We start from the raw sequence: 26,809 nt of genomic DNA on the forward strand, positions 1-26,809 counted from the left end.
GGCACGTTTCGTTTCTAGGGTCCGTTGTTCGATTTCGCACAGTTGTCATCGACGCGGCCGCAGTCTTTTCGATCGGATCGGTTATGACCAGCAACGCAACGTCTTCGCCCCTCTCTCAGGCTCACTTGCTGCCTGTTTTCGCGCGTGCGGATGTCGCTTTCGAGCGCGGTGAAGGCGCGTGGCTGATTGGAACCGATGGTGAGCGCTATCTCGATTTCACCAGCGGCGTTGCCGTGAACGCACTTGGCCATGCGCATCCACATATGGTCGCCGCATTGCAGGAGCAGGCCACCAAGCTCTGGCACATGTCGAACCTGTTCAAGAGCCCGGACGGCGAGCGCCTCGCGGCCCGGCTGTGCGAACAAAGCTTTGCCGATTTCGTGTTCTTCGCCAATTCGGGTGCGGAAGCGATGGAATGCGCGATCAAGGTGACCCGCCACTATCATTTCTCCAAGGGCCATCCCGAGCGCACGCGCATTATCACCTTTGAAGGCGCGTTCCATGGCCGCACCCTCGGCACGCTCGCGGCGACCGGCGCTGCCAAATATCTCGAAGGCTACGGCACGCCGCTCGACGGCTTCGATCAGTTGCCGCTCGGCGATATCGAAGCGGTGAAGAAGGCGATCGGCCCGAACATCGCCGGCATTCTCATCGAGCCGCTGCAGGGTGAGGGCGGCGTGCGTGCGCCGAGCAACGCGTTCTTCGGCGCGCTGCGCGAACTCTGCGACAAGAACGGCATCCTGCTGATCTTCGACGAAGTGCAGACCGGTATGGGCCGCACCGGCGAGTTGTTCGCCTATCAGCGCATTGGTGTGACGCCCGACGTGATGTCGCTGGCCAAGGCGCTTGGCGGCGGCTTCCCGATCGGCGCGTGTCTCGTCACGGCGGAAGCGGCCGAAGGCATGGCGCCCGGCTCGCACGGCTCGACCTTCGGTGGCAATCCGCTGGCGGTCGCTGCCGCGAATTCCGTGCTCGATATCATGCTGAAGCCCGGTTTCTTCGACCATGTGAAGAAGATGTCGCTGCTGCTCAAACAGAAACTCGCGGGCGTGGTCGACGGCCACCCTGATGTGCTCAGCGAAGTGCGCGGCGAAGGTCTGCTGATCGGCCTCAAGGCTGTCGTGCCGGCTGGTGATCTCGTGGCCGCATTGCGTGACGCGAAGCTGCTGACCGTCGGCGCCGGCGATAATGTCGTGCGCTTCCTGCCGCCGCTAATCGTCAGCGAGTCCGAGATCGAGCAGGCCGTGCAGCGGCTGGAACAGGCCTGCGTGGCCCTCGGTTCATCTGCCAAGACGCAGGGAGCCGCGTGATGAGCAAGTCACCGCGGCACTTTCTTGATCTCACGGCCGTGCCGGCCAGTGAGTTGCGCAATATCATGAACGCGGCTGCCGCCATGAAGGCGAAGCTGAAAGGGCGGGATGGCTCGAATGCCGAGCCCGATCGTCCGCTCAAGAACAAGACGCTGGCGATGATCTTCGAAAAGCCCTCGACGCGCACCCGCGTGTCGTTCGAGGTCGGCATGCGCCAGCTCGGCGGCGAAGTCGTGATGCTCACCGGCGCCGAAATGCAGCTCGGTCGCGGCGAGACCATTGCCGACACCGCGCGCGTGCTGTCGCGCTTCGTCGACATCATCATGATCCGCATCCTCAATCATGACTCGCTGATGGAACTCGCGGAGAATGCGACGGTGCCGGTCATCAATGGCCTGACGCGGTTCTCGCATCCCTGCCAGGTGATGGCGGATGTCATGACCTATGAGGAACATCGCGGCCCGATCAAGGGACGCACCGTGGCCTGGACCGGCGACGACAACAATGTGCTGATGTCCTGGGCGCATGCGGCCGAACGCTTCCAGTTCAAACTCAATATCGCGACGCCGCCGCAGCTGTCGCCGAAGAAGCCGTTCAAGGACTGGGTCAAGGCGGCAAACGCGCCGATCACCTTCAGCGACGATCCCGATGCGATGGTGAAGGGCGTCGATTGCGTCGTCACCGACACCTGGGTGTCGATGGGCGACAAGGACGGCGAGACCCGCCACAACCTGCTCAAGCCCTATCAGGTCAATGCGCGCCTGATGTCGCTGGCCAAGCCCGATGCGCTGTTCATGCATTGCTTGCCCGCCCATCGCGGCGAGGAGGTCACCGACGAGGTGATCGACGGTCCGCAGTCGGTGGTGTTCGACGAGGCAGAAAACCGTCTGCATGCGCAGAAGGGCATTCTGGCCTGGTGCCTCAACGCGGTGGCGTGAGGCGCGATCAGCGATCGAGTTCTGTCGCGGCCAGCTCGGCCACCTGAAAGTCGATGCTCGCCGGATCGTCGTCGCCGAGGAACCATGCGGCCGAGAGGCCGGTCCATGCCAGGACCCATTGCAGTAAGCGATAGCGATCGAGTTTGGCCGCGTCGCTGACGACCTCGACACGCCGCTGGAAACGGCCTGGCAAGGTCGAGACCGGGCGCGTGGGGTCCGAGAGATCCGGGTTGGTGAAAATGTTGGCGAAGTCGAAGCCGCGCTCGCCGATGATGTGCTTCGGATCGATGGCAAGCCAACCACGCTCCCCGAAGTCCAGCACATTGTCATGGTGGAGGTCGCCGTGCAGCACGGTCACCTCGCGCGGGTCGTCCAGCAAAGCGTTGGCCGTTTCGGAACAGCGACGTAACAGGCCGCCATGGGTCGCTGCGGCCGGCGCGAGTTCGCGGAACCAATGCTGCAGCGGTACCAGCGGAGGCGGCGATTTTTGCCTGGGCCGGTGCAACCGCGCCGCCACGGCGCACAGGATGCGCGAGGCTTCGTCGTCCTGTCCACCGCGCGCCATGTCGGAGAGCGAGGCCGGGCCTTGCGCGCGTTCCATCAGCAATGCGTCGTCATGGCGGGCCAGAACCCGTGCGGCGCCGTCGCCGTCCCACCATTCCAGTACCGCGCTGCCGGCGCGTTCGTCCTCGCCCTTGGCCAGTTTCACCATCGCCGGCTGGCCCCGATGCAGGACTGGCAGCAAATATCCGGCGTGGGAGGTAATGGCCGTGCCGTCCGGGACGAGGTGCCACCGCCTAAGGTAGGTTTCAAACATCGTTCGCTTATACTTGGTAGATATTTCATCCGAGCGGGGGCAAATCGTCGCCGGATGCCTTGTATTCGTTCGGACATTTGCCCCTTTGCGGGGTTTCGATTTCAGCTCCTCGCCCTTACATAGAGCGCCATGACCCCATCAAATCCAAATCTCCAGCCCGACGCCCCCATTCGCGCGCCGTCCTCCGTTCCGGTCGATGACGCGGTGCTGCCCTTCGAGGTGGCGCCGCTCGACCTACGCGGGCGGCTGACGCGACTTGGCCCGGCGCTCGACGAGCTGCTCGCCAAGCATGATTATCCTGCGCCGGTGGCCAAGCTGCTCGGCGAGGCCATCGTGCTGACCACGCTGCTCGGCTCCTCGCTGAAATTCGACGGCCGCTTCATCCTGCAGACCCAGACCGATGGTCCGGTGTCGCTGATGATCGTCGACTTCCGCGCGCCGGATAAAATGCGCGCCTATGCGCGTTTCGATGCCGAGCGCCTTTTGCCCGGTCTCGGCACCGCGGCGCTGCTCGGCAAGGGCCATCTGGCGATGACCGTCGATCAGGGGGCGGATATGAGCCGCTATCAGGGGCTCGTCGCGCTTGACGGCGGTACGCTGGAAGATGCCGCACATGAATACTTCCTGCGCTCCGAACAGATTCCGACCAAGGTGCGCCTCGCCGTCGGCGAGGAATGGCGCAGCGGCGAGGAAGGTGGCCCGACACATCGCTGGCGCGCCGGTGGCATGCTGCTGCAGTTCCTGCCAAAGGCGCCGGAGCGCGTGCAGCGCGACCTCCATGCCGGCGATGCGCCGGAGGGCGCGGAGGTGGATGCTGTGCCGGAAGATGACGCCTGGGTCGAGGGCCAGTCGCTGATTGGCACCGTCGAGGATGTCGAGCTGATCGATCCCGATCTGTCCGGCGAGCGGCTGCTGTATCGCCTGTTCCACGAGCGCGGCGTCCGCGTCTTCGCCTCATCGCCGCTGCGCGCGGAGTGTTCCTGCTCGCGCGATGCCGTGTCCGGCATGCTCAAGAGCTTCGAGCCGCAGGACCGCGCCGACATGGTCAAGGACGACAAGGTCGTCGTGACCTGCGAGTTCTGTTCGTCGGTGTATGAGTTCACACCGCAGGAAGCGGGCGTGGAATAGGCATTCGCCCGCGTCACGCCCCGCTGTCATTCCCCGGCACACCAATTGGTGCGGCGAGGAAACTCAATCCACACTCGTCATTCCGGGGCGCGGCCGGCACTTGCCGGACGCGAACCCGGAATCCCAGAGTGTTTTACGCTGTCGGAGACTCCCAGGCGGGGATTCCGGGTTCACGTGCGCAAAGATGCGCCCGCGCCCTCAGGCAAACCAATTGGTTTGCCGGGGAATGACAGTTTGGGGCCGCAAGACAGCGCCTAAACATTTTTTCCTATCCTCTGTTGACAAGATCCCTGCCTTGATTATATTCCCCTCTGTCCTGCCCCACCGAGAGGGGCGATCGCGATCGTCACGTTCGCGGGGCAGGATGCGGTGGACGCCGGAGATGCGGCGTTACGCGGTTCATGGGGGACGTCTGTCTTCGGGCAGGACGGATCTGCGCCAGCACTGCCACTGGCAAGGAGACGGCCGGCCTTGGGATGGACAGACCCCTGGACAGTGTGACGGACGACCAAGTCAAAACGCGTTCGGCTTACTCGCTTGAGGCTCCCTTCCCATCGCCTTGGGACTTTAATTCGCGATCGGAGCGTTCGTCGAGGCAAAGTGCAAGCAACCGAAAAAACACCGCAGGCGGAACGTCGGGCACTGGCTCGGCGCCTCCGAAAGTCCTGATGCATTCACTATTGCGGAAGACCGCATTCGCATCAGGCCCAAGGGTGCATCGGGCACCCGGCGTTCCGCACGCCCTCTCACAAGGGGGCGGGAATGCAAGAGACGACGGCGCCCCCGCGCCGCAAACAATGGGGGCGATGACGCATGTCTGAAGGGCCGTGGCTGTTTGACAGTTGAATCTGCGATGAGGCCGTAGGATGGGTAGAGCGCAGGCGCATCTTGCGCCGGAGCGAAACCCATCACCAACATCAACATACGGTGGTGATGATGGATTTCGCGAAGACGCTCTACCCATCCTACATTTCTACGGCGGTCGCCTAATTCAGCACGCGTTTCCCGTCCGGTCCGTCCAGCGAAAACAGCGGCACGTCGATCTCGAACGGCTCGCCGGTATCGGTCACCATCTGATAGGTGCCTTCCATGAAGCCGGACGTCGTCGGCAGCGGCACGCGCGATGTGTATTCGAAGCGTTCGCCGGGCCCGAGTACGGGTTGCTCGCCGACGACGCCTTCGCCGCGCACTTCCTGCATGCGGCCGGATGCATCGGTGATGATCCAGTGCCGGGTCTTCAACTGCACGGTCTCTTTGCCGGCATTGGTGATGACGACCGTATAGGACCAGAAGAACTGTCGCTTCTCCTGCGACGAGCTTTCAGGCATGAAATTCGGTTCGACGGTGACTTCGATCTGTCGTGTTATGGCGCGGTACATGGCGGTGTCATCGTTCAAAATGCGTCGCAAGCATAGCGAAAAACACGTTACCGGCCAAATCCAGGGAAAATCGGCGTGGAGTGCTGCGCGGAACGGCGGCAACCCATCGCGGTTTCAACATAGTTACCGCATAATCGATCCCTGATTTGGCTATGACGTGACGGATCGCCCCATGCAGATGGCCTGCGTGGTGTGGGGCGGTCGATTTTCATCATGCGACGATTTCCGTTGAGCGGTGCTGAATGACCTCTGTTGCCGACCCGATTGCCGGCCATCCCCACGCAGATGCGTCCTCCCACGTGTCCGCGTCGCGCGCCTCGACGCGTGCCGATGCCGTGTCGTTTCCCGTCGCAGGCACCGAACGCGAATTGCGCCTCGATCTGTTTCGCGGGCTGGCGCTGTGGCTGATCTTCATCGATCACCTGCCGCCGAATATCCTGACCTGGCTGACGATCCGTAATTACGGTTTCAGCGACGCCACCGAGATCTTCATCTTCATCTCCGGCTATACCGCCGCTTTCGTCTATGGCCGCGCGATGCAGGAGCAGGGCACGCTGGTTGCCAGCGCGCGCATCTTCAAGCGGGTCTGGCAGATCTATGTCGCCCACGTCTTCCTGTTCACGATCTTCCTCGCGGAAATCTCCTATGTTGCGACGCGGTTCGAGAACCCGCTTTATTCCGAGGAAATGGGGATTCTCGATTTTCTCAAACAGCCTGACGTGACCATCGTTCAGGCGCTGTTGCTGAAATTTCGCCCGGTGAACATGGACGTGTTGCCGCTCTATATCGTCCTCATGCTGTTCCTGCCGCCGATCCTCTGGCTGATGCGGCGCCGCGCCGATCTCACGCTGGCGCTGTCGGTCGGTCTTTATGCGCTGACCTGGGAATTCGACCTGCATCTGACGGCCTATCCGAACGGCGTCTGGGCCTTCAATCCGTTCGCCTGGCAATTGCTGTTCGTGTTCGGTGCCTGGTGCGCGCTGGGCGGCGCCGTCAGGATGTCGCGGATACTGTCATCCAACATCACGCTCTGGCTCTGCGTGGCCTATCTTCTGGCGGCGTTCTGGGTGACGCTGACCTGGTACATTCCGCAGATCCACCATCTGCTGCCGAAGGTCATCGAGCAGTGGATGTATCCCATCAACAAGACCGATCTCGACGTGCTGCGCTTCGCCCACTTCCTGGCGCTGGCGGCGCTCACGGTCCGTTTCCTGCCCAAGGAGTGGCCGGGGCTGAAATCGGTCTGGCTGCGGCCGATGGTGCTGTGCGGCCAGCACTCGCTCGAAATCTTCTGTATCGGGGTGTTCCTGGCCTTTGCCGGCCATTTCGTGCTGGCTGAGGTCGCCGGCGGAGCCGGCATGCATGCCTTGATCAGCTTCCTCGGCATAGTTGTTATGTCAACCGCCGCCTGGGTGTTTTCGTGGTACAAGGGCGTCACTGTCAAAGGCGGATCCCGCGCCAAACGATCCGACGCGGATCTCGCAGGAGGGGAAGCATGAAGGCCGTTCTGCGGCTCACGATGCTGGCTGGCCTGCTGGTGGCGGCTCCTGTCCGGGCCGAACCGCCCGCGCATACCTGTGAGGTTCCCGCCTACCTCCTGACCTCCGAAAGCACCCTGCCCAAGGTCGAGGCTGCGGCCAAACCGGGCGGAAAGCTCGATATTCTGGTCATTGGCAGCCGATCCTCGGTGATCGGGGTCTCCGACCATTCCGCAGCCTATCCGAACCGCCTGCAGGCCTATCTGAAGGAGAAGCTGCCGGGCGTCGAGGTGAACGTGGCGCTGGAGCTGCAGGTCAAGAAGACCGCCGAGGAAATGGCCCCGACCCTGGAACAGCTGGTAACGGACAAGAAGCCGAACCTGGTGATCTGGCAGACCGGAACCGTGGATGCCATGAAACAGGCCGACGCCGATGACTTCCGGAACGCCCTGGATGAGGGCGTTGCCGCCATGCAAAAGGCCGGAACTGACGTCATTTTAATGAATCTGCAGTACAGTCCACGCACGGAGACGATGATTTCCGGCTCCGCCTACCTAGATAATATGCGTGTGGTGGCGCAGCAGCACGACGTCCCGCTGTTCGACCGTTTCGCCATCATGCGGCACTGGAATGAGAGCGGTGATTTTGACCTGTTCAGCGCGTCACCCGGCATGGAGCTGGCGAAGCGGGTGCATGATTGTCTTGGCCGGGCACTTTCGACCTTTGTCGTCGATGCGGCTAAGATCAAAGCAGCGGATTTGAGGATTCAGCGTTAATGAGTTTCGTCGGCCATTTGTCTCGCTTTGCTGTCGTCGCTGCCTTTGCTGCCTCTACGACTCTCGCACTCCCGATCTCATCGTCCGTCGCGCACGCCGAAGCGGCGCAGGCCGCCCCAGCTGACGGCAAGGGCGCCGATCAGGGCGTTGCGGTGAATGATCCCGCGGACGCCGCGAAGAGGGGCGTCGCTGCGAAGGCCATCGACAAGGTCAAGGAAGTCGCAAAGACCGCGACCGATATCTTGAGCCGCGTCCCCTGCCGTACACCGAAAGGCGGCATGAAGGCGATGGGCGCGCTGCCGCATGTGGCCAGCAAGCTCGTGGCCGGCAAGCCCGTGGTCATCGTTGCGTTCGGCTCGTCCTCCACCGAAGGCTATGGTTCGACGGCGCCGGAATTCACCTATCCGAACCGCCTTGCAGCGCAGCTGCATCGTGCTTACCCGTCGGCCAACATCACCGTGCTCAACCGCGGCAAGGGCGGCGAAGATGCGCCGGAAATGATGGCGCGGCTGCAGAGCGAAGTGATCAATTCGAAGCCTGACCTCGTGATCTGGCAGGTCGGCACCAATGCGGTGCTGCGTAATCTCGATCCCGGCGAAACCAGCAAGATGGTGGAAGACGGCGTCGCCCGCATTCAGGCCGCAGGCGCCGATCTGGTGCTGGTCGATCCGCAATATTCGCCGCTGGTGAATACGCGTCCCGAAGGCACCAGCAAGATGGTCTCGCTGCTGCATAAGGTGGCCGAACTGCGCAAGGTCGGCATCTTCCCGCGCTTCGAAGTGATGAAGGAATGGCACGAAGGCCAGCAGATGTCGTTCGACAGCTTCGTTATTGCCGACGGCCTGCATATGAACGACTGGGGCTATGCCTGCTTCGCACAGTTGCTTGGCGACAACATCATCAAGTCGGTCGGCCAGGTGAAGCTCGGCATCAACGAGCCGCAGATTCAGCAGGCGCAGAAGCCGCTGTAAGTTCGAAGAGGGGCGAATGCCTCTCAGCCGTCATTGCGAGCCCGCGAAATTCGCCTTCGGCGATTTTCGCTGAGCGAAGCAATCCAGTCTTGCTTGAAAGAAAGTCTGGATTGCTTCGTCGCAAGTGCTCCTCGCAATGACGATGGAGAGATTGGCTACGCCTTCGCCAGTGCCGCCTGAAGATCTTCGATCAGATCGTCACGATGCTCGAGGCCGGCCGAGAAGCGGATGAAGCCCTCGGTGATCCCGAGTTCGAGCCGCGCTTCCAGCGGCAGGCGCTGATGCGTCGTTGTCGCCGGATGCGTGACCAGGCTCTTGGCGTCGCCGAGATTGTTGGAGATGCGGGCCACTTTCAGCTCGTTGAGGACGCGGAACGCCGCTGCCTTGCCGCCCTTTACCTCGAAGCCGATCAGCGTCGAACCCGCACGCATCTGCTTCTTCACCGTTGCCGCCTGGGGATGATCCTCGCGGCCCGGATAGATCAGTCGCGAAATCTTCGGATGCTGGGCGAGCACATCCGCGATCGCCGCGGCCGTCTGGGTTTGCCGCTCGACGCGGATCGCCAGCGTCTCCAGTCCCTTCACCAGCGTCCACGCATTGAACGGTGAGATCGAGGGGCCGGTCTGGCGCAGATAGTTGTGAATATGCTCGTCGATGAAGTCCTTCGACGACAGGATGATGCCGCCGAGGCAGCGCCCTTGCCCATCGATGTGCTTGGTCGCCGAATACACGACGACATCTGCACCGAGCGCCAGCGGGCTCTGCCAGAGCGGCGTCGCGAACACGTTATCGACGATCAGTCGCGCACCGCCGGCATGGGCGATGTCAGCGATGGCTGATATGTCGAGCACGTCGAGCGTCGGATTGGTCGGACTTTCCAGGAACAGCGACTTGGTGTTTGGGCGCATTGCCTTCTGCCACTGGTCGAGGTCGAGGCCGTCGACGAGGGTGAACTCGATGCCATAGCGCGGCAGCAGCTCCTCGATGACGTAGCGACAGGAGCCGAACAGCGCCTTGGCGGCGACGACGTGATCGCCCATGCGCAGCGGCGCGAGAATGGCGGTGGTCACGGCGGCCATGCCGGTGGCCGTCGAGCGTGCAGCCTCCGCACCTTCGAGGTCGATCATGCGGCTCTCGAACATCGACGTATTCGGATTCGAAAAGCGCGAATAGATGAAACCGGGATCTTCGCCCTTAAACCGCGCCTCGCAGGCTTCTGCGGTCTCGTAGATGAAGCCCTGCGTGAGGAAGAGGGCTTCGGACGTCTCGTTGAATTGCGAGCGCAGCGCGCCGGAATGAACGAGCCGGGTTTCGGGGCGATAGGACTTCGTAGACATGTGACCTCCAACGTACCCGCGTAACACGGGCACAAAAAAACCGGCCTGGACGGACGTCCTCAGGCCGGGATCGCATGCTGGAAGGACATGTGTCCCCGGCCTGTTTAGCGACTTATTTTACGTGGCTGCAAGCCGGCCGGCTCAAATCACCACGGGATAACGATGTGCATATTCCCGCTTGCCCTTTTCGTCAAGGCGGGGCTGAGATAACCGGTAAAGTCGCTATTTTTCAGTGTATTCTCGCTGAAGGACGACCGAAGGACGAGACCTGTGCCGTTTACGCTTGCCCCCGATGCCGATGGAATTCTGCCCGACCGCATGATTGCGGCGATGGCCGATGCAGGCCTGATCCTGCCGGAATATCCCTTCGTCGAGAGCCAGATTCAGCCCGCCAGCCTCGATCTGCGGCTCGGCTCCATCGCCTATCGTGTGCGCGCCAGCTTCCTGCCGGGGCCGAATTCGACGGTCGCCGAGCGCATCGACGAGCTGAAGCTGCACGAGATCGATCTGTCCGATGGCGCGGTGCTCGAAACCAACTGCGTCTACATCGTGCCGTTGATCGAGAGCCTGGCGCTGCCGCCGAACATCTTCGCGGCTGCCAATCCGAAGAGCTCCACGGGGCGCCTCGACGTGTTCACGCGGGTGATTGCTGATGGCACCAGACGGTTCGATGTGATCGGTGCGGGCTATCACGGGCCGCTTTATGCCGAGATCAGCCCGAAGACATTTCCAGTCCTGCTGCGCGAAGGCTCGCGCCTGTCGCAGGTCCGTTTCCGCGTCGGCGATGCGGTGCTCGACACCGAGGCGCTGGAAGAACTCCACGCGCAGGAGCCGCTGGTCGACAGCGACACGGCCGACCTCAACAATGGCCTCGCGCTGTCTGTCGATCTCTCCGGCGAGAATGCCTCGGGCTTCGTCGGCTACCGTGCCAAGCGCCATACCGGCGTGGTCGATATCGATCGTCGCGGTGGCTACAGCGTCAATGAGTTCTGGGAGCCGATCTCGGCGCGCAAGGACGGCACGCTGATCCTCGATCCCGGCGAGTTCTACATTCTCGCCTCCAAGGAGGCGGTGCAGGTGCCGCCGGACTATGCCGCCGAGATGGTGCCATTCGATCCTCTGGTCGGCGAATTCCGCGTCCACTATGCCGGCTTCTTCGATCCCGGCTTCGGTCATGACGGCGCCGGCGGCAAAGGTTCGCGCGCGGTGCTGGAAGTGCGCTCGCGCGAAGTGCCGTTCATTCTCGAACACGGCCAGATCGTTGGCCGTCTCGTCTATGAGCGCATGCTGGACCGCCCGGATGCCCTCTATGGCCAGCGCATCGGCTCGAATTATCAGGGCCAGAGCCTGAAACTCTCGAAGCACTTCAAGGTCTGACACGCACCGCCGGTCATCGTGGCCGAGAAAGAAAAAAGGCCCGCATTGCTGCGGGCCTAAGTTTTTTCTGGAGACGAAGTAGACGATAGATCGTCAGGCTTACTGAACGAAGCCTGCGCCGAAGTTGCCCAGATTGAAGCGATAGTTCAGGCCGGCCTTGATCGTGTGCTCGTCGTTCTTGAAACCACCAACGGCGAGGGTCGGCGTGATGAAGTTGACGTTGCCGAAGTCGTAATACTGGTACTCGACCTTGCCCGACCAGTTCTGGGTGAACAGATATTCGAGACCGCCGCCAACCGTGTAGCCATCGCGGCCACCATCGCCGGCAAAGCCGTTGGTGAAGCGCGAGTCAGCCCATGCGTAACCGCCCTTCACGTAGAGCAGTGCTGGACCCCAGGTGTAACCGAGACGACCGGTGACCGAACCGAGGCCGCGATTGTCGAAGTTGCTGCTGGTGGAGAGGAAGCTGTAATTGGCTTCGAGACCGAACACCCAGTTCGGCGCGAACTGGTAGTCGTAACCACCCTGCACACCGCCCATGAACGTGCCGTCATTGCTGCCGCCGAGCAGGTTGTTGTCGTTGCCCGGGAACGCGCCGCCGATGTGACCGCCGATGTAGAAACCGGTCCAGTTGTAGATCGGAGTAGCCGGAGCATAGGCCGGAGCCTTGGTGTAAGGGCGCGCAGCCAGGTCAGCAGCGGACGCCGGAGCGGCCAAAGCGACGAGGGCCAGAGCAGCGGTAGACAGTAGAAGCTTCTTCATCAGGTGTTCCTTCTCAATCCCGACGGGGGATGACGAAAGGCAACCTAGACTATTGCGCAGTGATTGCTGTCACACGCGTGCAACAGCGCCTCAAACGAAAAAGGCAGCTTTGGCGACCACGTCGCGCTTAAGACACAGCATTGCCCAAATTGATTCAGGAACTTTTCACGATGTGCGATTTCACTTCAATCACGTTTGGATTGAGGCGCTGGAACGCGACAACCGTTGATCAGCCACGGTAACGCAACGCTTCAACCAGCGCCGCGAATGCGGATGTCGGTTGTCGGCGGCTCGGATAATAAAGGTGATAACCCGAGAACGGTTGGCACCAATCGTCAAGCACTTGAACAAGCCGGCCTGAGGCAATGTGATCGCGCACGCGATCCTCCGGCAAATAGGCCAGCCCCAGTCCATTCAGCACCGCCTTGTGGCGCAGCGACATGTTGTTGAACACGATCTGGCCATCGACGCGCACCTTCAAGGCGCGCCCGCGCTTCTCGAACTCCCACGCATAGAGGCCGCCCATGGTCGGCAGACGGATATTGATGCAGTCATGCGCGGTGAGGTCTTGCGGGCGTTTCGGCAGCGGTCGTTTGGCGAAATAGGACGGTGCGCCGACCACGACCATGCGAAAGTCCGGTCCGATACGGACGGCGATCATGTCTTTTGCGACCTGTTCGCCCAGGCGAACGCCCGCGTCGTAGCGTTCCGCAACGATATCGATGAGGCCGTAATCGACGACGAGTTCGGCCTTGATGTCGGGATAGCGCGGCAGCAGCTTGGCGAGGGCGGGCCAGATGATCGTCTCGGCGGAATGCTCACCTGTTGTGATGCGGATGGTGCCGGCCGGCTTCTCTCGCAGCTCCGTGACGGCCGCGAGTTCGGCGTCGATCTCTTCCAGCTTGGGGCCGATCGTCCGGATCAGGCGTTCGCCAGCCTCGGTCGGCGCGACGCTGCGGGTCGTTCGGGTGAGGAGCCGCAGTCCAAGCCGCTCCTCGAGACCGCGAATGGTGTGGCTGAGCGCGGATTGCGAGACGCCGAGCTTGGCGGCTGCGCGCGTAAAGCTCGCCTCCTTCGCGACGGCAAAGAAGGCGAGGAGGTCGTCGATTGTTTGGCGGGCCATTCATGAATCCGGCTGATAAGTGCGTGCAGATTATATCATCTAGTCTCATGGGCGCACGATCTCCAGATGTCGCAGGTCGGCGGCAAAATCCCACCAGCGCGGGAGCCGCTCATTCGCCGGATGGCACAGGAGATCTGACATGAAGACACGCAAACTCGGACGCAGCGGACTGGAAGTCACGTCCATCGGTCTCGGTTGTATGGGCATGAGCTTCGGCTACGGGCCTCCGGCCGACACAACGGAAATGACCGCACTGATCCGCGCGGCTGTCGAACGCGGCGTCACGTTCTTCGACACCGCCGAAGTTTATGGTCCGTTCACCAATGAAGAACTCGTCGGCGCGGCGCTCGCGCCGGTTCGCGATCAGGTCGTCATCGCCACCAAATTCGGCTTCAGGCTCGATCCCGTGACCGGTCAGCAGATTGGTCTCGACAGCCGACCCGCGCATATTCGCGAGGTCGCCGAAGCATCGCTCACGCGGTTGAAGATCGATGCCATTGATCTGTTCTACCAGCACCGCGTCGATCCCGACGTGCCGATCGAGGATGTCGCCGGCGCGGTGAAGGATCTGATCGCCGAGGGCAAGGTCAAGCATTTCGGCCTGTCCGAGCCGGGCGTGACGACAATTCGCCGCGCCCATGCCGTGCAGCCGATTACTGCGATCCAGAGCGAGTATTCGCTGTGGACGCGCAGTCCCGAAAAGGAAGTGCTGCCGACGCTCGAAGAACTCGGGATCGGCTTCGTGCCCTACAGCCCGCTCGGCAAGGGCTTTCTCACGGGCGCCATGAACGAGAGCACGACGCTCGACAGCGGAGACTTCCGCAATATCCTCCCGCGCTTCACCCCCGAAGCGCGCAAGGCCAATCAGGCGCTGGTCGATTTGCTGGGCGAGATCGCCGAGCGGAAGCAGGCGACGCCGGCGCAGATCGCGCTGGCATGGCTGCTGGCCCAGAAACCGTGGATCGTGCCGATTCCAGGCACCACGAAACTGCATCGGCTCAAAGAAAATCTCGGTGCGGCAGACGTTGAGCTGACAGCCGACGATCTGCGGGATATCGAGAGCGCTGCTGCGAAGATCACCGTTCAGGGCAACCGATATCCGGACAGGTTGGAAGCGATGACGGGGCGATAGCCCGAAAGTCACGGCTGCTTAGATCTCGCGCCGCTGCCACAGTGCCGTGAGGCCTTCGCGATAGGTCGGAAATGCGAGCTTCACGCCGAGCTCGCGTTTCAGCCGCGCATTCGAGATGCGGTTGTTGCTGGCATAGAAGCTGCGCGCCATCAGGCTCATCTCGGCGGTTGCGAAGTCCTGCTCGGGCGGCGGCGCGATTCCCATCAGCGCTGCGGCGAATGTCACGACGTCCTGCGGCGGCGCCGGCTCGTCGTCGCACAGATTCCAGATGCCGGTCTGCGGATATTCGAATGCAGCCGCGATGGCAGCCGCGATGTCATCCACATGAATGCGATTGAACACCTGGCCCGGTTTGACGATGCGATGGGCCTTGCCGGCTTTGAGATTTTCCAGCGCATTGCGGCCAGGGCCGTAGATGCCAGCGATGCGCAGAATTGTCGTGCGATCGCCGGCCAGAGCGCGCCAGCGCTCTTCGGCATCGATGCGTGCCCTGCGCCGACCCTCGCCGGAGACCGGGGCGGTTTCGTCGATCCAGGCGCCCTGATGATCGCCGTAAACCCCGACGCTGGAGAGATAGACAATGCGCTGGATGCCGCTGGCCGCGATCACAGAGCCGAAGGTCAGCAGCACGGGATCGCCATCTGCGCCGGGCGGGACCGAGACGAGCAGCGTATCGGCGCTCGCTAGGCGATCACCGATGCCGGGATCGGTGACATCCGGGTTGAAGACCAGCGTCTCGATATCCCGAGCAGCCGACTTGCCGGCCGTGCGGATGGTGCTGGCAATCCCGGTGAATTGACCGCCATGCTGGGCGATGAACCGGTTTGCGCTGTAGCCGAGCCCGAAGACGAAAAGACGCACGTTCATTCCATTTCTGCATGAATTCGGGCGCGCCGGCCCATTTCAACGTCATCATTCGGGCTGCAGAGCGCGCTGGTCAAGTGCGCGACACCGTCATCTTTTGTGCTACTGCTCTGCTACGAGACCGGCGCGAATGCCGGCAGATTTGGGAAGGACAAGGCGATGGCCACCACGCTGGCAGCAGATGCATATGCGCCGCGCTACATCAAACTGAACGCGCGCGACAATGTCGCCATCATCGTCAATGATTTTGGCTTGCCTGCAGGCACCAGGATGACCGATGGTCTGGAGCTGCGCCATTTCGTGCCGCAGGGGCACAAGGTGGCGCTGGAAGATATCGCCAAGGATGCGCCGATCATCCGCTACGGCGAGATCATCGGTTATGCACTGGATATGATTTCGGCCGGCGAATGGGTCGAGGAGGCGCGCATCCACATGCCCGATGCGCCGGATCTCGATAGCCTTGAGATTGCCAATGCCGTTCCGGAACCCCAGCCGCCGCTGAAGGACTACACATTCGAAGGTTTTCGCAATCGCGACGGCTCCGTCGGCGTGAAGAATATTCTCGCCATCAGCACCTCGGTGCAATGCGTCGCCGGCACGCTCGAATTCGCGCTGAAGCGGATCAAGGCGGAATTGCTGCCGCGCTATCCGAATGTCGATGACGTCGTCGCTGTCACCCACGGCTATGGCTGTGGTGTCGCGATCAATGCGCCGGATGCCTATATCCCGATCCGCACACTGCAGAACATCGCGCGCAATCCGAATTTCGGCGGCGAGGTGATGGTGGTCGGCCTTGGCTGCGAGAAGCTCGCACCGGAGCGTTTGCTGCCGAAGGACGATCCCGGCAGCATGATGCGCCTTCAGGATGAGAGCAATCAGAGCTTTGGCGACATGGTGGATACGATCATCACCATGGCTGAAGCGCGCTTGAAAATCCTGAACCAGCGCAAGCGCGAGACCTGTCCGGCTTCCGACCTCGTGATCGGTCTGCAATGCGGCGGCAGCGACGCATTTTCCGGCGTGACCGCCAATCCGGCCCTCGGCTTCGCGAGCGATTTGCTGGTGCGCGCCGGCGCAACGGTGATGTTCTCCGAAGTCACCGAGGTGCGTGACGCCATCGAATTGTTGACGCGCCGTGCGGTCAACGAGGATGTCGGCCGCGCGCTGATACGTGAGATGGATTGGTACGATTCCTATCTGGCGCGGGGCGGCGCCGATCGCAGCGCCAATACGACGCCGGGTAACAAGAAGGGCGGTCTGGCGAATATCGTCGAGAAGTCATTGGGCTCGATCGTCAAGTCCGGTTCGAGCGCGATCAGCGGCGTGATCGGCCCGGGGGAGCGCGCGACGACGAAGGGATTGCTGTTTGCAGCGACGCCAGCCAGCGATTTCGTCTGCGGCACGCTGCAGCTCGCCGCCGGCATGCAGATGCAGATCTTCACCACGGGGCGCGGCACGCCCTATGGGCTGGCGCAGGCGCCTGTGATCAAAGTCTCGACGCGCACCGAACTGGCGAAACGCTGGTCGGACCTGATCGATTTCGACGCCGGCCGCATTGCGTCAGGCGAGATGACCATCGAGGAAGCCGGCTGGGAGCTGTTCCAGCTGATTCTCGACGTCGCCAGCGGCCGCAAGCAGGTCTGGGCGGACAAATGGGGACTGCACAACGACCTGGTGCTGTTCAACCCCGCGCCGGTGACGTGAAGAATTTCAAGTGGGATAGGCGAAGTAATAAAAGCTCGTCATGCCCGGCCTCGTGCCGGGCTTCCACGTCTCGGCCATAAACTCAGGAAGACGTGGATGGCCGGGACATCAAGTGAAGCCCTCGCTTCGCGCTGCCCGGCCATGACGGAGCTTTGTCAGGTCTCTGGTATCACTTTAACGCTGCCGCCTTCGTGCCCGATGGCGTCACACGCCAGATCGTATTGCCGACATCGTCAGCCACCAGCAATGCGCCCTTGCTATCGATGCGCACGCCCATCGGGCGTCCCTGCGCTTCACCACTGTCATTGAGGAAACCGGTGAGCACGTCCTGCGGCTTGCCCGATGGCTTGCCGTCGGTGAAGGGCACGAAGATCACCTTGTAGCCGCTTTGCGGGCGCCGATTCCACGAGCCGTGCTGGCCGATGAAGGCACCGTCCTTCATGCTGGCTGGAAACAGGTCTCCGGTGTTGAAGGTCAGCCCGAGTGATGCGGTATGCGCACCGAGCGCGTAATCGGGCGCGATGGCTTTGGCAACCATGTCGGGACGTGGCGGTTGCACGCGGACGTCCACGTGCTGGCCGTAATAGCTGTAGGGCCAGCCATAGAAACCGCCATCCTTCACCGAGGTCATATAGTCCGGCACGAGGTCGCTGCCGATCTCGTCGCGCTCGTTGACGGTGACCCAGAGCGCGCCGCTCTGCGGCTGCCACGACGGGCCGTTGGGGTTGCGCAGACCGGATGCGAAGACGCGTGAGGCGCCGGTCGCGCGGTCGATCTCGATCACCGCGGCGCGGTCTTTCTCGGCGTCCATGCCGTTCTCGCCAACATTGCTGTTGGAGCCGACGGTTGCATAGAGTTTCGTGCCGTCGGGGCTCGCCGTGAGATCCTTGGTCCAGTGGTGATTGATCGGGCCGCCGGGCAGGTCAACCACCTTCACGGCTGGCGTCGTGATCCTGGTATCATTGGTCCTGTAGGGAAACTTCACCACGGCATCGGCATTGGCGACAAAGAATTCATCGCCCACCAGCACCATGCCGAAGGGTGAGTTGAGCCCTTCGAGAAACGCTGTCCTGGTTTCGGCGACGCCGTCGCCGTCCGCGTCGCGCAGCAGCGAAATGCGATTTGCCGTCGGCGTGCCCGCGCCAGCGTGGCCCATGACCAGTTTCATGACCCAGCCCTTGATGCCCTTGCCGTCTTCCGGCTTCGGCGGCGCATTGCTTTCTGCCACCAGCACGTCGCCATTGGGCAACACATAGACCGTACGTGGATGATCGAGGCCGCGCGCAAAAGCGTTGACCGTCATGCCGTCCGCAGCCTTCGGCTTGGCACCCTCTGGCCAGCCGACCGCCTTCGAGACATTGACGGTCGGGATCAGCGACTTGTTGGGCTCGACAAGCTTCGGCGACGGTCCGAAATCCTCGCCTGATGCGATGGTGGATTGTTCGTTGCATCCGGCCAGCGGCAGCGCCAGAGCGACGAGGCAGGCCAAAAGCAGGAATTTCTGGCGCATGGAATGTCCTTGTGACTGAAACGATCTAATGCGGCCAATGCAGGAACGTTCGACCTCCCTGCATGAATTTCATGTGAAGCTAGAGTGATGCGCGGCTATGGTCCTTCCCAATAATCAGGGAAGAAACGATGACCGGACCGACAAATACGGGCGACGAAGCCACCTGGACGCGCTGGCGTAGCGTCGCCGATCTTTATCACGCCTATTTCACTGGCCTGATCCTGACCACGGTCACGCGCCGCGGCACGGCAGACGCCGCCGAGTTCATGTTTCGGATATTCCGCCGGCAGCAGCAGGAGCGCTTTCTGCCGGGACTCGTGAAGCTCGGTCTGTCCAGCCTGCCACCCGCGGTCGCTGCGGCCCAGTATCACTATCTCTCGAACTGGATCGGCGGCGTGTCAGTCGAGTACATGTATGAGAGTGACCGCAAGGCCTGGATCCGCTATCCGCCGCCGCGCTGGATCTGGCGCGGCACGGCAATCTGCGGCGTGCCCGGCGAAGTCTCCCGCGCGATGCTGCGCGGCTGGCACGCCAACAACGGCGTCTCGCTCGGCAATCCCCGCATGGGTTTCGTCTGCACCAAGCAGAGCGTCGATGGCCAGGATGGGCTCGAAGGCTATTACTGCGAATACGACCATGATTTGGATATCGATCAGCGTCTGGTGTTCGCGCGCCATCTGGAAGCGCCGTTGTTCGATCCCGCCAAGGCGCCGGCGCTGCCCGTCGATAGCTGGCCGAAAGCCCGGCTGGAGAAGGCCTATCGCAACTACGCCATGGAATATGTGCGGACCGCAGCGCCTGTGGCGGTTCAACTGTTCGGTCCGGTCGATGCTGGCTATTTGCTGCATCTCACCGGCAAGCTGATCGGCATGCAGTATTTCGACGAGGTCTCTGCCGGCTTCGGCTTGCAGCGCGGCGACGCCAGGGCCTTTGCGGAATTCCTCGGCGTTCTGTTCGCAGCGCAGGACGACGTCGTGGAGATCAGCAAGTCTGAGGGCCTGTTCGAGATCCGGCAGCAGAGCTGGAAACTGATGGATGGCGTCGCCGACAACAATGCCGCCTGCGCGAGGGCCTTGCAGGGGTTGGTCGAGGGCCTCGCCGCCGGATGCGGTCGCAATATACCCATCGCGATGACGCCGGCACGAGGTGGTGCGCTGCCGTTCATCTGGTCGATCGGCTAGCGCCTCGACCCCTTGATACTGCAGTGCAAATCGAGCATCCCCCATGCGTGCGTCGCGCATGGCATTGTCCGTGATCGGTGCTAGGAACGGGGTGTCCGGCAGGCAAGACCGGAAGCTCAGGGAGAATGCATGTCCGACGCTGTCGTCGCCGAACCCCGATTGGTCGATGCCGACAAGCAGCCGCTTCCGAGCCTGAAGGCGCCGGCCAAAAACGCCCTGCTGGATCATCCCATTCTGCCGACCATCCTGCGGCTGGCCTGGCCCAATGTCGTTGCGCTGACGGCAGGCGCCGTCGTCGTTATTTTCGAGACCACCTATGTCGGCCGGCTCGGCACCGAAGCATTGGCGGCGATGGCGCTGGTGTTTCCCTTCGTGATGCTGACCATGACCATGTCCGGCGGCGCCATGGGCGGTGGCGTGTCCTCGGCCATCGCACGCGCGCTCGGCGCCGGCGACCGCGCGCGCGCCGATACGCTGGCGGGCCACGCGCTGCTGATCGCCATCTGCTTCGGCCTCACCTTCACGGTCGGCATGCTGACCTTCGGCTCCTTGCTGCTGCAACTGCTTGGTGGCCGCGGCAATGTGCTGAGCCAGGCGCAGGGCTACATCACCGTCTTCTTCGCTGGTGGCGTGATCCCGTGGCTGCTGAATACCTTCGCGGCGATCCTGCGCGGCACCGGCAACATGAAGATGCCCTCCGCCATGCAGATGGCGGGGGCCGCCTTGCAGGTGGTTCTCGGTGGCGTGCTGGGCCTCGGCTTCGGTCCGATCCCGCAATTCGGCATGCCCGGCGTCGCGGCGGGCACGCTGATTGCGTTCACGATCGGCACAGGCGTCATGGGCTGGTATGTCTTTTCCGGTCGTGCGCGAGTCCGGCCTCAGATCAAGGGCTTCCGCATTCAGCGCGGGATGTTCTTCGATATTCTGAAAGTGGGTGCCATCGCCTGTTTCAATCCGCTACAGGGCGTTCTGACTCTCCTGATTTTCACCCATATGCTGGCGCAATACGGCACCGCGGTGCTGGCCGGCTACGGCATCGGTGCGCGGCTCGAATTCATGCTGAGCACGCTGGCTTTCGCGGTGGGTATCGCCTCGGTGCCGATTGTCGGCATGGCAATCGGCGCTGGCCGCATCGCGCGTGCGCGCCGCGTGACCTGGACTGGCAGCGTGATCGCCTTCGGTGTTGTCGGTCTGCTCGGCACACTGATCGCGATCTTCCCCGATGCCTGGGTCAATATGTTCACCAATGATGCCGGTGTGCGTGCGGCAAGCCGGACCTATCTGGCCACCTGTGCGCCAATGTATGCCTTTCTGGGGCTGTCCACGGTGGCCTATTTTGCCTCGCAGGGCGCCGCCAAGGTACTCGGCCCGGTGCTAGCGCAAACCGCGCGGCTGGTCTTCGTCAGCGTTGGAGGCTGGTGGCTGCTGTCGATCGATGCCTCGGCCACAAGCTTTTTCTGGCTCGCGGCGGCGTCCATGGTGCTGCTCGGCGTGCTGTCGGCGCTCAGCGTACTGCTGACGTCGTGGGGACCGAAGGCTGGCCCCGTGCCCGAGATTCGGCCGGAGCTCGTCTGAGCAGTTTCTAGCCGACGCGCGTCGCAGTAAATTCCACATCGCGCCGCCACGTCGCGCCGTCGTCATGCGAGGTCTCGCCGCGCCATAGAAACGAGCGCGGCGTGATCTGCGAGAAGCTCCAGCGGATCGGGCGTCCGTCATTGTCGCGGCCGAGTTGGATGATGTCGTCGCCCTGCTTGCGGCCGGTCATGGTGAGGAAATTCTGCATCACCGGATCGGTCCACTGTATCTGCCACGCATCGATGCGCGGATCGTAGATCCGCAGCGTGCTTCCATACGAGTAGGCATTCGCTGCGGCGTCGCCGTCGCGCAACTGGCCGCGCGGCGGCACGATCCAGACATCCTGGATGGCGCGGCCTTCCAGCACCCAGCCGAAATGCCATTCACCCTTGCGCCGTCGCTCTTTGCCGTCCGGCATATATCTGGTGACGTCGAGATCCCAAGCGCCGATCAGCCAGCCATAGAGATCCATCTGGCCGATGCGATCCGGGGCAGCACCGTCCGCTGCGAGCGCATCGAGAAACGATGCCGTCATCGCGCCACTTTCCCGAATTGGGTCTGCATCGCTGCAAGGCCCAGATCCATCTGGCTGCTCATATAAGGCGCGATTTCATTCGGCAGCACGTCGGCCGTCCAGACAAACCGGCAGCGGGCGGGTCCATCGGCAAACACCTGCGCTGACGCGCTGTGCTGGCTGATACGTTCGCTGACGATGGCATAGACGAGGCGCTGCCGGTCGTGGTCGCAGGTGACCAGTATTTCGCGTGCGACGGACCCATTGGCGAACGTCACGATACGCGCGTCGCCGTCCAGCTTTGTGTCAGTGACGAAGCCCGGCACCAGCCTTGTGTGCAGCGCGCCGAAGTCGGCCAGTGCGGACCAGACATCGTCTGCCGATGCGCCGAGGAAAATCTCTTTGTGAATCGATGCCATGCTGTGCCTCCCGGTTGATCAGGACGGCAAGTTACTCAGTGCACGGCCAGCCGTTCTTGGAAAATCTTGCGGTCGCCGCGGGAAGCCTGTCGAAATGCGCGGGGCGAGACGCCGGCAGCGCGATGGAAGCTGCGCACGAAATTCGAGAGATCGCCGAATCCGACATCGAAGGCGATGTCGGTGATGGCGCGGTCTTTCTCGACCAACAGGTTTGCGGCCCGCCGCAGCCGCGCGCGCACCAGATACTGGTGCGGTGTCACGCCGAGCACATTCCTGAACAGGCGCAGGAAATGAAACGGACTCAATCCGGCCTGACGGGCGGCCGCATCGAGATCGATCTCCTCGCTGGCATGGGCGTCGATCCACAGCGCGGCCTCGACCGCGCGCCGGCGATCCCGTGCATTGCCGTTCACACGCCTGCGCGGCTCGCCCGAGACGACGTCGACAAAACGCGCCGCAAAAGCATGACCGATCTCATCGAGCCCGAGATCGCTGTGCGCTTCTGCGCTGGCCTGCGCGAGCTCGCCCAGCACCATCAATTCGGCGCGTGGCGCGATGGCGCCCTGCTGCCAGATGTCCCTGGCGTCGCCGACGGTGTCGATCAGCTCAGGCGCGAAGGAGAATGAAAGGCACTCGTCGCCAGAGCCATGATGCTCGTGATGGCAGGTATATTCGTCGCCGGGGTGCCCGATCAGCAGCGCGCCGGCGATGAGTTCGTGCGATTGCCCGCGGCAGCGACAGCCGAAACTGCCCTTGCGAACATAGGAGAGCGAATGGCCGGCGTGCTGTTCGGAAAACGGCTGGTCGTCCGGCCCCGCCGTACAGCGATAGTCCGTGACGGTGATCGCGTTGCTCTGGAACAGTGTTGTTGCCTGCATAGGCTGAATTTAGCCCTGTGGGCGCGGTGGGGCAACCGACAGCAGGGCGTCGAACAGGGTGGTCGTCCGGCCCGCCAGCGCGCCCTCGATCGAGAGCAGCCGCGACTTGGTGATGATGCCGCCATTGCCGGCAAAGCCGCTGGTCTGGCCCGCAACGGCCAGTGCACGGTGGCATGGCACGAGGATCGCAAACGGATTGCGCGCGATGGCTTGCCCGACCGAATAGACCGCACCGCTGGCGCCGAGCTTTGCTGCGATCTCCGCATGGGTGCGGGTTTCGCCACGCGGGATCATCCGGATCGCCTCATAGACGCGGCAATTGAACAGCGGCAGGCCATGCATGTCGACGGGGATATCGCCGAGGTCGACGGCTTGGCCGCGCAGCAGCGCAACGATGCCCTCGATGGCGTAGTCGACATCGGCCGGCGGCCGGAATTCGCGCGCATCGGGAAATTGCTGCAGCAGGCGGCGCCGGGTCTCGATCTCGCGCGCTTCCGGCAACTGCACGCCAACAATGCCGGCGTCGCCCCATGCGATACCGCATCGGCCCGCCGACGTGTCGAAGGTTGTGTATCCGTGCCCAGCCATCCCGAAGGGATGTTAGCAGGCGAATTGAAGCCGTCATCTGGAATCTTTGAGCGGTGACCTTTCGGAGGGCGCGGCCGGGTGTGCGGCGCAAGGAACTGTAACCAGCTGCCATCAATCCGCTTGGCGGATCGGCCGGTCTCGGCTAGATCAGATGGCGCGACGATGCGGGCGTAGTTCAATGGTAGAACGGCAGCTTCCCAAGCTGCATACGAGGGTTCGATTCCCTCCGTCCGCTCCAGCCCCCTCATTCATTCCAGATGATCGGTGCCGCATGGCGATTGAACGGTTTGGCATCCCCGCCGTTCTTCAAAGGCGCCCGTTGCTGTTCGCACAACACAAGGTTCTTGCATGACGTTTCCCCTCTCAGCTGCAACCGCCGGCAATGTGCCTGGCGTTGTCGCCTCCAGCGTCTATGCCAATGGCCGCCGTGTTGCGGATATCCCCGTCGAGGAGGCGGGCGTCTGGGCGCAGAAGCCGGGCCATGTCGTCTGGATCGGACTGTTTGAACCGTCCCTTGAACTGCTCGAAAAACTGCGCGCGCAATTCGATCTGCATCCGCTCGCCATCGAGGACGCGCTGAAGTCGCATCAGCATCCCAAGGTGGAGCAGTATGGCGAAGCGCTCTTCATCGTCGCGCGCACGGCGCAACTGGTCGATCAGACGGTTGCTTTCGGCGAGACGCACATCTTCTTGGGTAAAGGCTACGTCGTGTCTGTGCGCCATGGCGCCTCGACGTCTTATGCGTCTGTCCGCGAGCGGTGCGAGGCTTGCCCGACCAACCTGACGCACGGCGAAGACTACATCCTCTACGCAATCCTCGATTTTATCGTCGACAACTATCGTCCTGTCATCGAATCCATCCTGTCCGAGATCGACGAGCTCGAGGATGGTGTCCTGCACCGCATGCTGACGAGGGCCGAATTCGAGCGGCTCTACAAGCTGCGCCGCGAGCTGCTGCGCCTGCGTCGCGCGGTCGGGCCGCTGGTCGATGTCTGTCATCGCCTAGAACATATCGATATTCTGTTCATCGACGATGACATGAAACCTCTGTTCCGCGATGTGCTGGATCACGTCAAACGCGCGGAAGAAGATATCGACTCGCTGCGCGAAGTACTGGCCTTTGCCTTTGAAGCCAGCTTGATGTCAGGGCAGTCGCAGCAAACCGAAATTACCCGCAGGCTTGCGGCCTGGGCCGCGATCCTGGCGGTGCCGACGGCGATTGCGGGAATCTACGGCATGAATTTCGAACACATGCCGGAGCTGAAATGGGCTTACGGCTATTACGTCGTGCTGGGCGGCATCGCCGCGATCTGCGGTTACCTGTATACCCGCTTCAAGCGCAACGGATGGCTGTGAGCGGGAGACCGATCACCCCACCGCCTTCGCCGCTGCGCGCCCGGCGGTGCGACCCGTGAACAGACAGCCGCCGAGAAACGTGCCTTCCAGCGAGCGATAGCCGTGCATGCCGCCGCCGCCGAAGCCGGCAGCTTCGCCGACCGCGTAGAGCCCTGGCATGATCTGGCCGTTGCTGCCGAATACGCGCGAGTCCAGATCGGTCTCGAAACCGCCCAGCGTCTTGCGCGTCAGGATGTTGAGCCGCACGGCGATCAGCGGGCCCTGCGCGGGATCGAGAATGCGATGCGGCTTCGCGGTGCGGATCAGGCGGTCGCCGATATATTTGCGCGCATTGTGGATGTTCATCACCTGCGCATCCTTGACGTAGGGATTGGCCATGGTGCGGTCACGCGCCTCGATCTGCGTGCGGATCTCATCGAGCTTCAGCAGATTGTCGCCGGTCAGTGCATTCATGGCGCTGACGAGGTCGTCGAGATTGTCGCGCACCACGAAGTCGATGCCGTGATCCTTGAAGGCTTCAACCGGCGCCGGTGCGCCCTTGTTGGTGGCGCGGCGCGCGGTCATCAGCCAGCTCTTGCCGGTGAGGTCCGGGTTCTGCTCGGAGCCCGAGAGCGCAAATTCTTTCTTGATGATCGCCTGTGTCAGCACGAACCATGAGTAATCGTATCCGGTGGACTGAATATATTGCAGTTGGCCGAGCGTATCGGAGCCGGGAAACAGCGGCGCCGGCAGCCGCTTGCCGGTGGCGTCGAACCACATCGACGACGGGCCGGGCAGAATGCGGATGCCGTGCTTCGGCCAGATCGGATTCCAGTTCTCGATGCCCTCGACATAGTGCCACATGCGATCGCGATTGATCAGCCGCGCACCGGCGGCTTCCGTGATGCCCATCATGCGGCCGTCGACATGGGCGGGCACGCCGGAGATCATGCGCTTCGGCGGTTCGCCGAGGCGCTTCGGCCAGTTCTGGCGCACCAGATCATGATTGCCGCCGATGCCGCCGGAGGCAACGATCACGGCTTGCGCGCGCAGCGAGAAGTCGCCGATCACATTGCGCGAGCTGCTTTCGCCGCGCTCGGTATTGGACGGTTCGAGGATTGCGCCGCTCACGCCGTCGACAGTTCCGTTGGTGACGCTGAGCGCATCGACGCGATGGCGGAACCTGAAGCTCAGCAGGCCCTTCTTCTGTGCCTCGCGCGCACGCCGCTCGAACGGCTCGACGATGCCGGGGCCAGTGCCCCAGGTGACATGAAAGCGCGGAACCGAATTGCCGTGGCCCATCGCGTCATAGCCGCCGCGCTCGGCCCAGCCGACCACGGGAAACACGCGGTGGCCCATGGCGCGCAGCCAGTCGCGCTTCTCGCCGGCGGCGAAAGCGACATAGGCTTCGGCCCAGCGCCGTGGCCAGAGGTCCTCATCGCGATCGAAGCCGGCCGTGCCCTGCCAGTCCTGCATCGCCAGGTCATGGGAGTCTTTGATGCCGAGGCGTCGTTGTTCCGGCGAGTCGACGAAGAACAAACCGCCGAACGACCAGAACGCCTGGCCGCCGAGATTCTGCTCGCCTTCCTGATCGACCACGACAACGCGCTTGCCGGCATCGGCAATTTCCGTAGCCGCGACAAGGCCCGCGAGTCCGCCGCCGACGACGATGACATCCGCATCAACGGCCATACTGTTTCCCCCATTTTGTTA

Annotated in this window: 24 protein-coding genes, 1 tRNA gene and 1 riboswitch; of the genes, 13 read left to right on the forward strand and 12 right to left on the reverse strand. The window is 62.6% G+C overall.

From position 1 onward, the window contains the following. The first annotated feature begins 83 nt into the window (after positions 1-83). Positions 84-1,310, forward strand: coding sequence for an aspartate aminotransferase family protein (locus CHC01_RS23465; protein WP_089266764.1), 1,227 nt, complete (start codon positions 84-86; stop codon positions 1,308-1,310). Beyond that, positions 1,310-2,248 (forward strand): ornithine carbamoyltransferase, encoded by a 939-nt coding sequence (argF, locus tag CHC01_RS23470; protein WP_089266765.1) that lies wholly within the window; start codon positions 1,310-1,312, stop codon positions 2,246-2,248. Before CHC01_RS23465 ends, argF begins: the two co-directional genes overlap by 1 nt. Positions 2,249-2,255: 7 nt before the next feature. Here the strand turns inward: argF and CHC01_RS23475 are convergent, their stop codons facing one another. After that, entirely contained in the window at positions 2,256-3,065 is an 810-nt protein-coding gene (locus CHC01_RS23475) for an aminoglycoside phosphotransferase family protein (protein ID WP_089266766.1), read from the reverse strand. 129 nt (positions 3,066-3,194) lie between these two features. On the opposite strand from CHC01_RS23475, the gene CHC01_RS23480 reads away from it, so the two are divergent. Continuing rightward, complete coding sequence (locus CHC01_RS23480; RefSeq protein ID WP_089266767.1) at positions 3,195-4,193, forward strand: Hsp33 family molecular chaperone; 999 nt, start codon at positions 3,195-3,197, stop codon at positions 4,191-4,193. 986 nt (positions 4,194-5,179) lie between these two features. On the opposite strand, the gene apaG is transcribed toward CHC01_RS23480, so the two are convergent. Next, positions 5,180-5,572, reverse strand: a complete 393-nt coding sequence (gene apaG / locus CHC01_RS23485; protein WP_089266768.1) for a Co2+/Mg2+ efflux facilitator ApaG/CorD — start codon at positions 5,570-5,572, stop codon at positions 5,180-5,182. A gap of 242 nt (positions 5,573-5,814) precedes the next feature. Here apaG and CHC01_RS23490 point away from each other — a divergent pair, with 242 nt between their 5' ends. Genes CHC01_RS23490 through CHC01_RS23500 form a run of 3 tightly spaced genes read left to right on the forward strand, consistent with a single transcriptional unit; the run spans position 5,815 to position 8,797 of the window. Beyond that, on the forward strand, positions 5,815-7,071 hold the full coding sequence (locus CHC01_RS23490) for an OpgC domain-containing protein (protein WP_089266769.1): 1,257 nt from the start codon (positions 5,815-5,817) through the stop codon (positions 7,069-7,071). Next, complete coding sequence (locus CHC01_RS23495; protein WP_089266770.1) at positions 7,068-7,826, forward strand: SGNH/GDSL hydrolase family protein; 759 nt, start codon at positions 7,068-7,070, stop codon at positions 7,824-7,826. Before CHC01_RS23490 ends, CHC01_RS23495 begins: the two co-directional genes overlap by 4 nt. Then, positions 7,826-8,797 (forward strand): SGNH/GDSL hydrolase family protein, encoded by a 972-nt coding sequence (locus CHC01_RS23500; protein WP_089266771.1) that lies wholly within the window; start codon positions 7,826-7,828, stop codon positions 8,795-8,797. The genes CHC01_RS23495 and CHC01_RS23500 overlap by 1 nt, the downstream gene beginning before the upstream one ends. A 155-nt stretch (positions 8,798-8,952) precedes the next feature. Here the strand turns inward: CHC01_RS23500 and CHC01_RS23505 are convergent, their stop codons facing one another. After that, a complete protein-coding gene (locus CHC01_RS23505; RefSeq protein ID WP_089266772.1) occupies positions 8,953-10,134 on the reverse strand; it encodes an O-succinylhomoserine sulfhydrylase in 1,182 nt (393 codons plus the stop codon). Between the two features lie 83 nt (positions 10,135-10,217). Then, positions 10,218-10,297, reverse strand: a riboswitch (SAM riboswitch). Between the two features lie 107 nt (positions 10,298-10,404). On the opposite strand from CHC01_RS23505, the gene CHC01_RS23510 reads away from it, so the two are divergent. Continuing rightward, positions 10,405-11,511 carry a 2'-deoxycytidine 5'-triphosphate deaminase gene (locus CHC01_RS23510; protein WP_068737579.1) on the forward strand — a complete coding sequence of 369 codons (1,107 nt, stop codon included), beginning with the start codon at positions 10,405-10,407 and terminating at the stop codon, positions 11,509-11,511. A 99-nt stretch (positions 11,512-11,610) separates the two neighbouring features. Here CHC01_RS23510 and CHC01_RS23515 read toward each other — a convergent pair whose 3' ends face one another. Together CHC01_RS23515 and CHC01_RS23520 are read right to left on the reverse strand one after the other, a co-directional pair. Further along, positions 11,611-12,273, reverse strand: coding sequence for an outer membrane protein (locus CHC01_RS23515; RefSeq protein WP_089266773.1), 663 nt, complete (start codon positions 12,271-12,273; stop codon positions 11,611-11,613). A 229-nt stretch (positions 12,274-12,502) separates the two neighbouring features. Continuing rightward, positions 12,503-13,396: a LysR family transcriptional regulator gene (locus CHC01_RS23520; RefSeq protein ID WP_089266774.1), complete on the reverse strand. Its 894-nt coding sequence runs from the start codon at positions 13,394-13,396 to the stop codon at positions 12,503-12,505. A 139-nt stretch (positions 13,397-13,535) separates the two neighbouring features. Here CHC01_RS23520 and CHC01_RS23525 point away from each other — a divergent pair, with 139 nt between their 5' ends. Continuing rightward, positions 13,536-14,528: an aldo/keto reductase gene (locus CHC01_RS23525; RefSeq protein WP_089266775.1), complete on the forward strand. Its 993-nt coding sequence runs from the start codon at positions 13,536-13,538 to the stop codon at positions 14,526-14,528. A gap of 18 nt (positions 14,529-14,546) precedes the next feature. On the opposite strand, the gene CHC01_RS23530 is transcribed toward CHC01_RS23525, so the two are convergent. Then, positions 14,547-15,389, reverse strand: a complete 843-nt coding sequence (locus tag CHC01_RS23530) for an NAD-dependent epimerase/dehydratase family protein (RefSeq protein WP_089266924.1) — start codon at positions 15,387-15,389, stop codon at positions 14,547-14,549. Between the two features lie 162 nt (positions 15,390-15,551). On the opposite strand from CHC01_RS23530, the gene garD reads away from it, so the two are divergent. Continuing rightward, complete coding sequence (garD, locus tag CHC01_RS23535; protein ID WP_089266925.1) at positions 15,552-17,096, forward strand: galactarate dehydratase; 1,545 nt, start codon at positions 15,552-15,554, stop codon at positions 17,094-17,096. 169 nt (positions 17,097-17,265) lie between these two features. Here the strand turns inward: garD and CHC01_RS23540 are convergent, their stop codons facing one another. Then, positions 17,266-18,606, reverse strand: coding sequence for a PQQ-dependent sugar dehydrogenase (locus CHC01_RS23540; protein ID WP_089266776.1), 1,341 nt, complete (start codon positions 18,604-18,606; stop codon positions 17,266-17,268). Between the two features lie 128 nt (positions 18,607-18,734). On the opposite strand from CHC01_RS23540, the gene CHC01_RS23545 reads away from it, so the two are divergent. Both CHC01_RS23545 and CHC01_RS23550 read left to right on the forward strand, forming a co-directional pair. Then, entirely contained in the window at positions 18,735-19,787 is a 1,053-nt protein-coding gene (locus tag CHC01_RS23545) for a hypothetical protein (RefSeq protein WP_089266777.1), read from the forward strand. A 129-nt stretch (positions 19,788-19,916) separates the two neighbouring features. Beyond that, positions 19,917-21,362 (forward strand): MATE family efflux transporter, encoded by a 1,446-nt coding sequence (locus tag CHC01_RS23550; RefSeq protein ID WP_089266778.1) that lies wholly within the window; start codon positions 19,917-19,919, stop codon positions 21,360-21,362. A gap of 7 nt (positions 21,363-21,369) precedes the next feature. Here CHC01_RS23550 and CHC01_RS23555 read toward each other — a convergent pair whose 3' ends face one another. The 4 genes from CHC01_RS23555 to CHC01_RS23570 are packed head-to-tail and all read right to left on the reverse strand — an operon-like array spanning position 21,370 to position 23,761. After that, positions 21,370-21,897 carry a hypothetical protein gene (locus CHC01_RS23555; RefSeq protein ID WP_089266779.1) on the reverse strand — a complete coding sequence of 176 codons (528 nt, stop codon included), beginning with the start codon at positions 21,895-21,897 and terminating at the stop codon, positions 21,370-21,372. Further along, positions 21,894-22,295 (reverse strand): SRPBCC family protein, encoded by a 402-nt coding sequence (locus tag CHC01_RS23560; protein WP_089266780.1) that lies wholly within the window; start codon positions 22,293-22,295, stop codon positions 21,894-21,896. The genes CHC01_RS23555 and CHC01_RS23560 overlap by 4 nt, the downstream gene beginning before the upstream one ends. A gap of 35 nt (positions 22,296-22,330) precedes the next feature. Then, on the reverse strand, positions 22,331-23,173 hold the full coding sequence (locus tag CHC01_RS23565; protein ID WP_089266781.1) for an AraC family transcriptional regulator: 843 nt from the start codon (positions 23,171-23,173) through the stop codon (positions 22,331-22,333). 9 nt (positions 23,174-23,182) lie between these two features. Continuing rightward, positions 23,183-23,761, reverse strand: coding sequence for a methylated-DNA--[protein]-cysteine S-methyltransferase (locus tag CHC01_RS23570; protein WP_089266782.1), 579 nt, complete (start codon positions 23,759-23,761; stop codon positions 23,183-23,185). Positions 23,762-23,925: 164 nt separating this feature from the next. Here CHC01_RS23570 and CHC01_RS23575 point away from each other — a divergent pair. Then, positions 23,926-23,999, forward strand: a tRNA-Gly gene (locus tag CHC01_RS23575). A gap of 110 nt (positions 24,000-24,109) precedes the next feature. Then, positions 24,110-25,117, forward strand: coding sequence for a magnesium/cobalt transporter CorA (corA, locus tag CHC01_RS23580; RefSeq protein WP_089266783.1), 1,008 nt, complete (start codon positions 24,110-24,112; stop codon positions 25,115-25,117). A 12-nt stretch (positions 25,118-25,129) separates the two neighbouring features. On the opposite strand, the gene CHC01_RS23585 is transcribed toward corA, so the two are convergent. Continuing rightward, entirely contained in the window at positions 25,130-26,788 is a 1,659-nt protein-coding gene (locus tag CHC01_RS23585; protein ID WP_089266784.1) for an FAD-binding dehydrogenase, read from the reverse strand. Positions 26,789-26,809 lie beyond the last annotated feature (21 nt).

This window comes from Tardiphaga sp. OK246 (assembly GCF_900188215.1).
Classification (GTDB): Bacteria; Pseudomonadota; Alphaproteobacteria; order Rhizobiales; family Xanthobacteraceae; genus Tardiphaga; species Tardiphaga robiniae.

Coding starts and splice junctions, on each gene's coding strand:
- CHC01_RS23465 (WP_089266764.1), top strand. CDS start 84: ATGACCAGCAACGCAACGTCTTCGCCCCTCTCTCAGGCTCACTTGCTG.
- argF (WP_089266765.1), top strand. CDS start 1,310: ATGAGCAAGTCACCGCGGCACTTTCTTGATCTCACGGCCGTGCCGGCC.
- CHC01_RS23475 (WP_089266766.1), bottom strand. CDS start 3,065: ATGTTTGAAACCTACCTTAGGCGGTGGCACCTCGTCCCGGACGGCACG.
- CHC01_RS23480 (WP_089266767.1), top strand. CDS start 3,195: ATGACCCCATCAAATCCAAATCTCCAGCCCGACGCCCCCATTCGCGCG.
- apaG (WP_089266768.1), bottom strand. CDS start 5,572: ATGTACCGCGCCATAACACGACAGATCGAAGTCACCGTCGAACCGAAT.
- CHC01_RS23490 (WP_089266769.1), top strand. CDS start 5,815: ATGACCTCTGTTGCCGACCCGATTGCCGGCCATCCCCACGCAGATGCG.
- CHC01_RS23495 (WP_089266770.1), top strand. CDS start 7,068: ATGAAGGCCGTTCTGCGGCTCACGATGCTGGCTGGCCTGCTGGTGGCG.
- CHC01_RS23500 (WP_089266771.1), top strand. CDS start 7,826: ATGAGTTTCGTCGGCCATTTGTCTCGCTTTGCTGTCGTCGCTGCCTTT.
- CHC01_RS23505 (WP_089266772.1), bottom strand. CDS start 10,134: ATGTCTACGAAGTCCTATCGCCCCGAAACCCGGCTCGTTCATTCCGGC.
- CHC01_RS23515 (WP_089266773.1), bottom strand. CDS start 12,273: ATGAAGAAGCTTCTACTGTCTACCGCTGCTCTGGCCCTCGTCGCTTTG.
- CHC01_RS23520 (WP_089266774.1), bottom strand. CDS start 13,396: ATGGCCCGCCAAACAATCGACGACCTCCTCGCCTTCTTTGCCGTCGCG.
- CHC01_RS23525 (WP_089266775.1), top strand. CDS start 13,536: ATGAAGACACGCAAACTCGGACGCAGCGGACTGGAAGTCACGTCCATC.
- garD (WP_089266925.1), top strand. CDS start 15,552: ATGGCCACCACGCTGGCAGCAGATGCATATGCGCCGCGCTACATCAAA.
- CHC01_RS23540 (WP_089266776.1), bottom strand. CDS start 18,606: ATGCGCCAGAAATTCCTGCTTTTGGCCTGCCTCGTCGCTCTGGCGCTG.
- CHC01_RS23545 (WP_089266777.1), top strand. CDS start 18,735: ATGACCGGACCGACAAATACGGGCGACGAAGCCACCTGGACGCGCTGG.
- CHC01_RS23550 (WP_089266778.1), top strand. CDS start 19,917: ATGTCCGACGCTGTCGTCGCCGAACCCCGATTGGTCGATGCCGACAAG.
- CHC01_RS23555 (WP_089266779.1), bottom strand. CDS start 21,897: ATGACGGCATCGTTTCTCGATGCGCTCGCAGCGGACGGTGCTGCCCCG.
- CHC01_RS23560 (WP_089266780.1), bottom strand. CDS start 22,295: ATGGCATCGATTCACAAAGAGATTTTCCTCGGCGCATCGGCAGACGAT.
- CHC01_RS23565 (WP_089266781.1), bottom strand. CDS start 23,173: ATGCAGGCAACAACACTGTTCCAGAGCAACGCGATCACCGTCACGGAC.
- CHC01_RS23570 (WP_089266782.1), bottom strand. CDS start 23,761: ATGGCTGGGCACGGATACACAACCTTCGACACGTCGGCGGGCCGATGC.
- corA (WP_089266783.1), top strand. CDS start 24,110: ATGACGTTTCCCCTCTCAGCTGCAACCGCCGGCAATGTGCCTGGCGTT.
- CHC01_RS23585 (WP_089266784.1), bottom strand. CDS start 26,788: ATGGCCGTTGATGCGGATGTCATCGTCGTCGGCGGCGGACTCGCGGGC.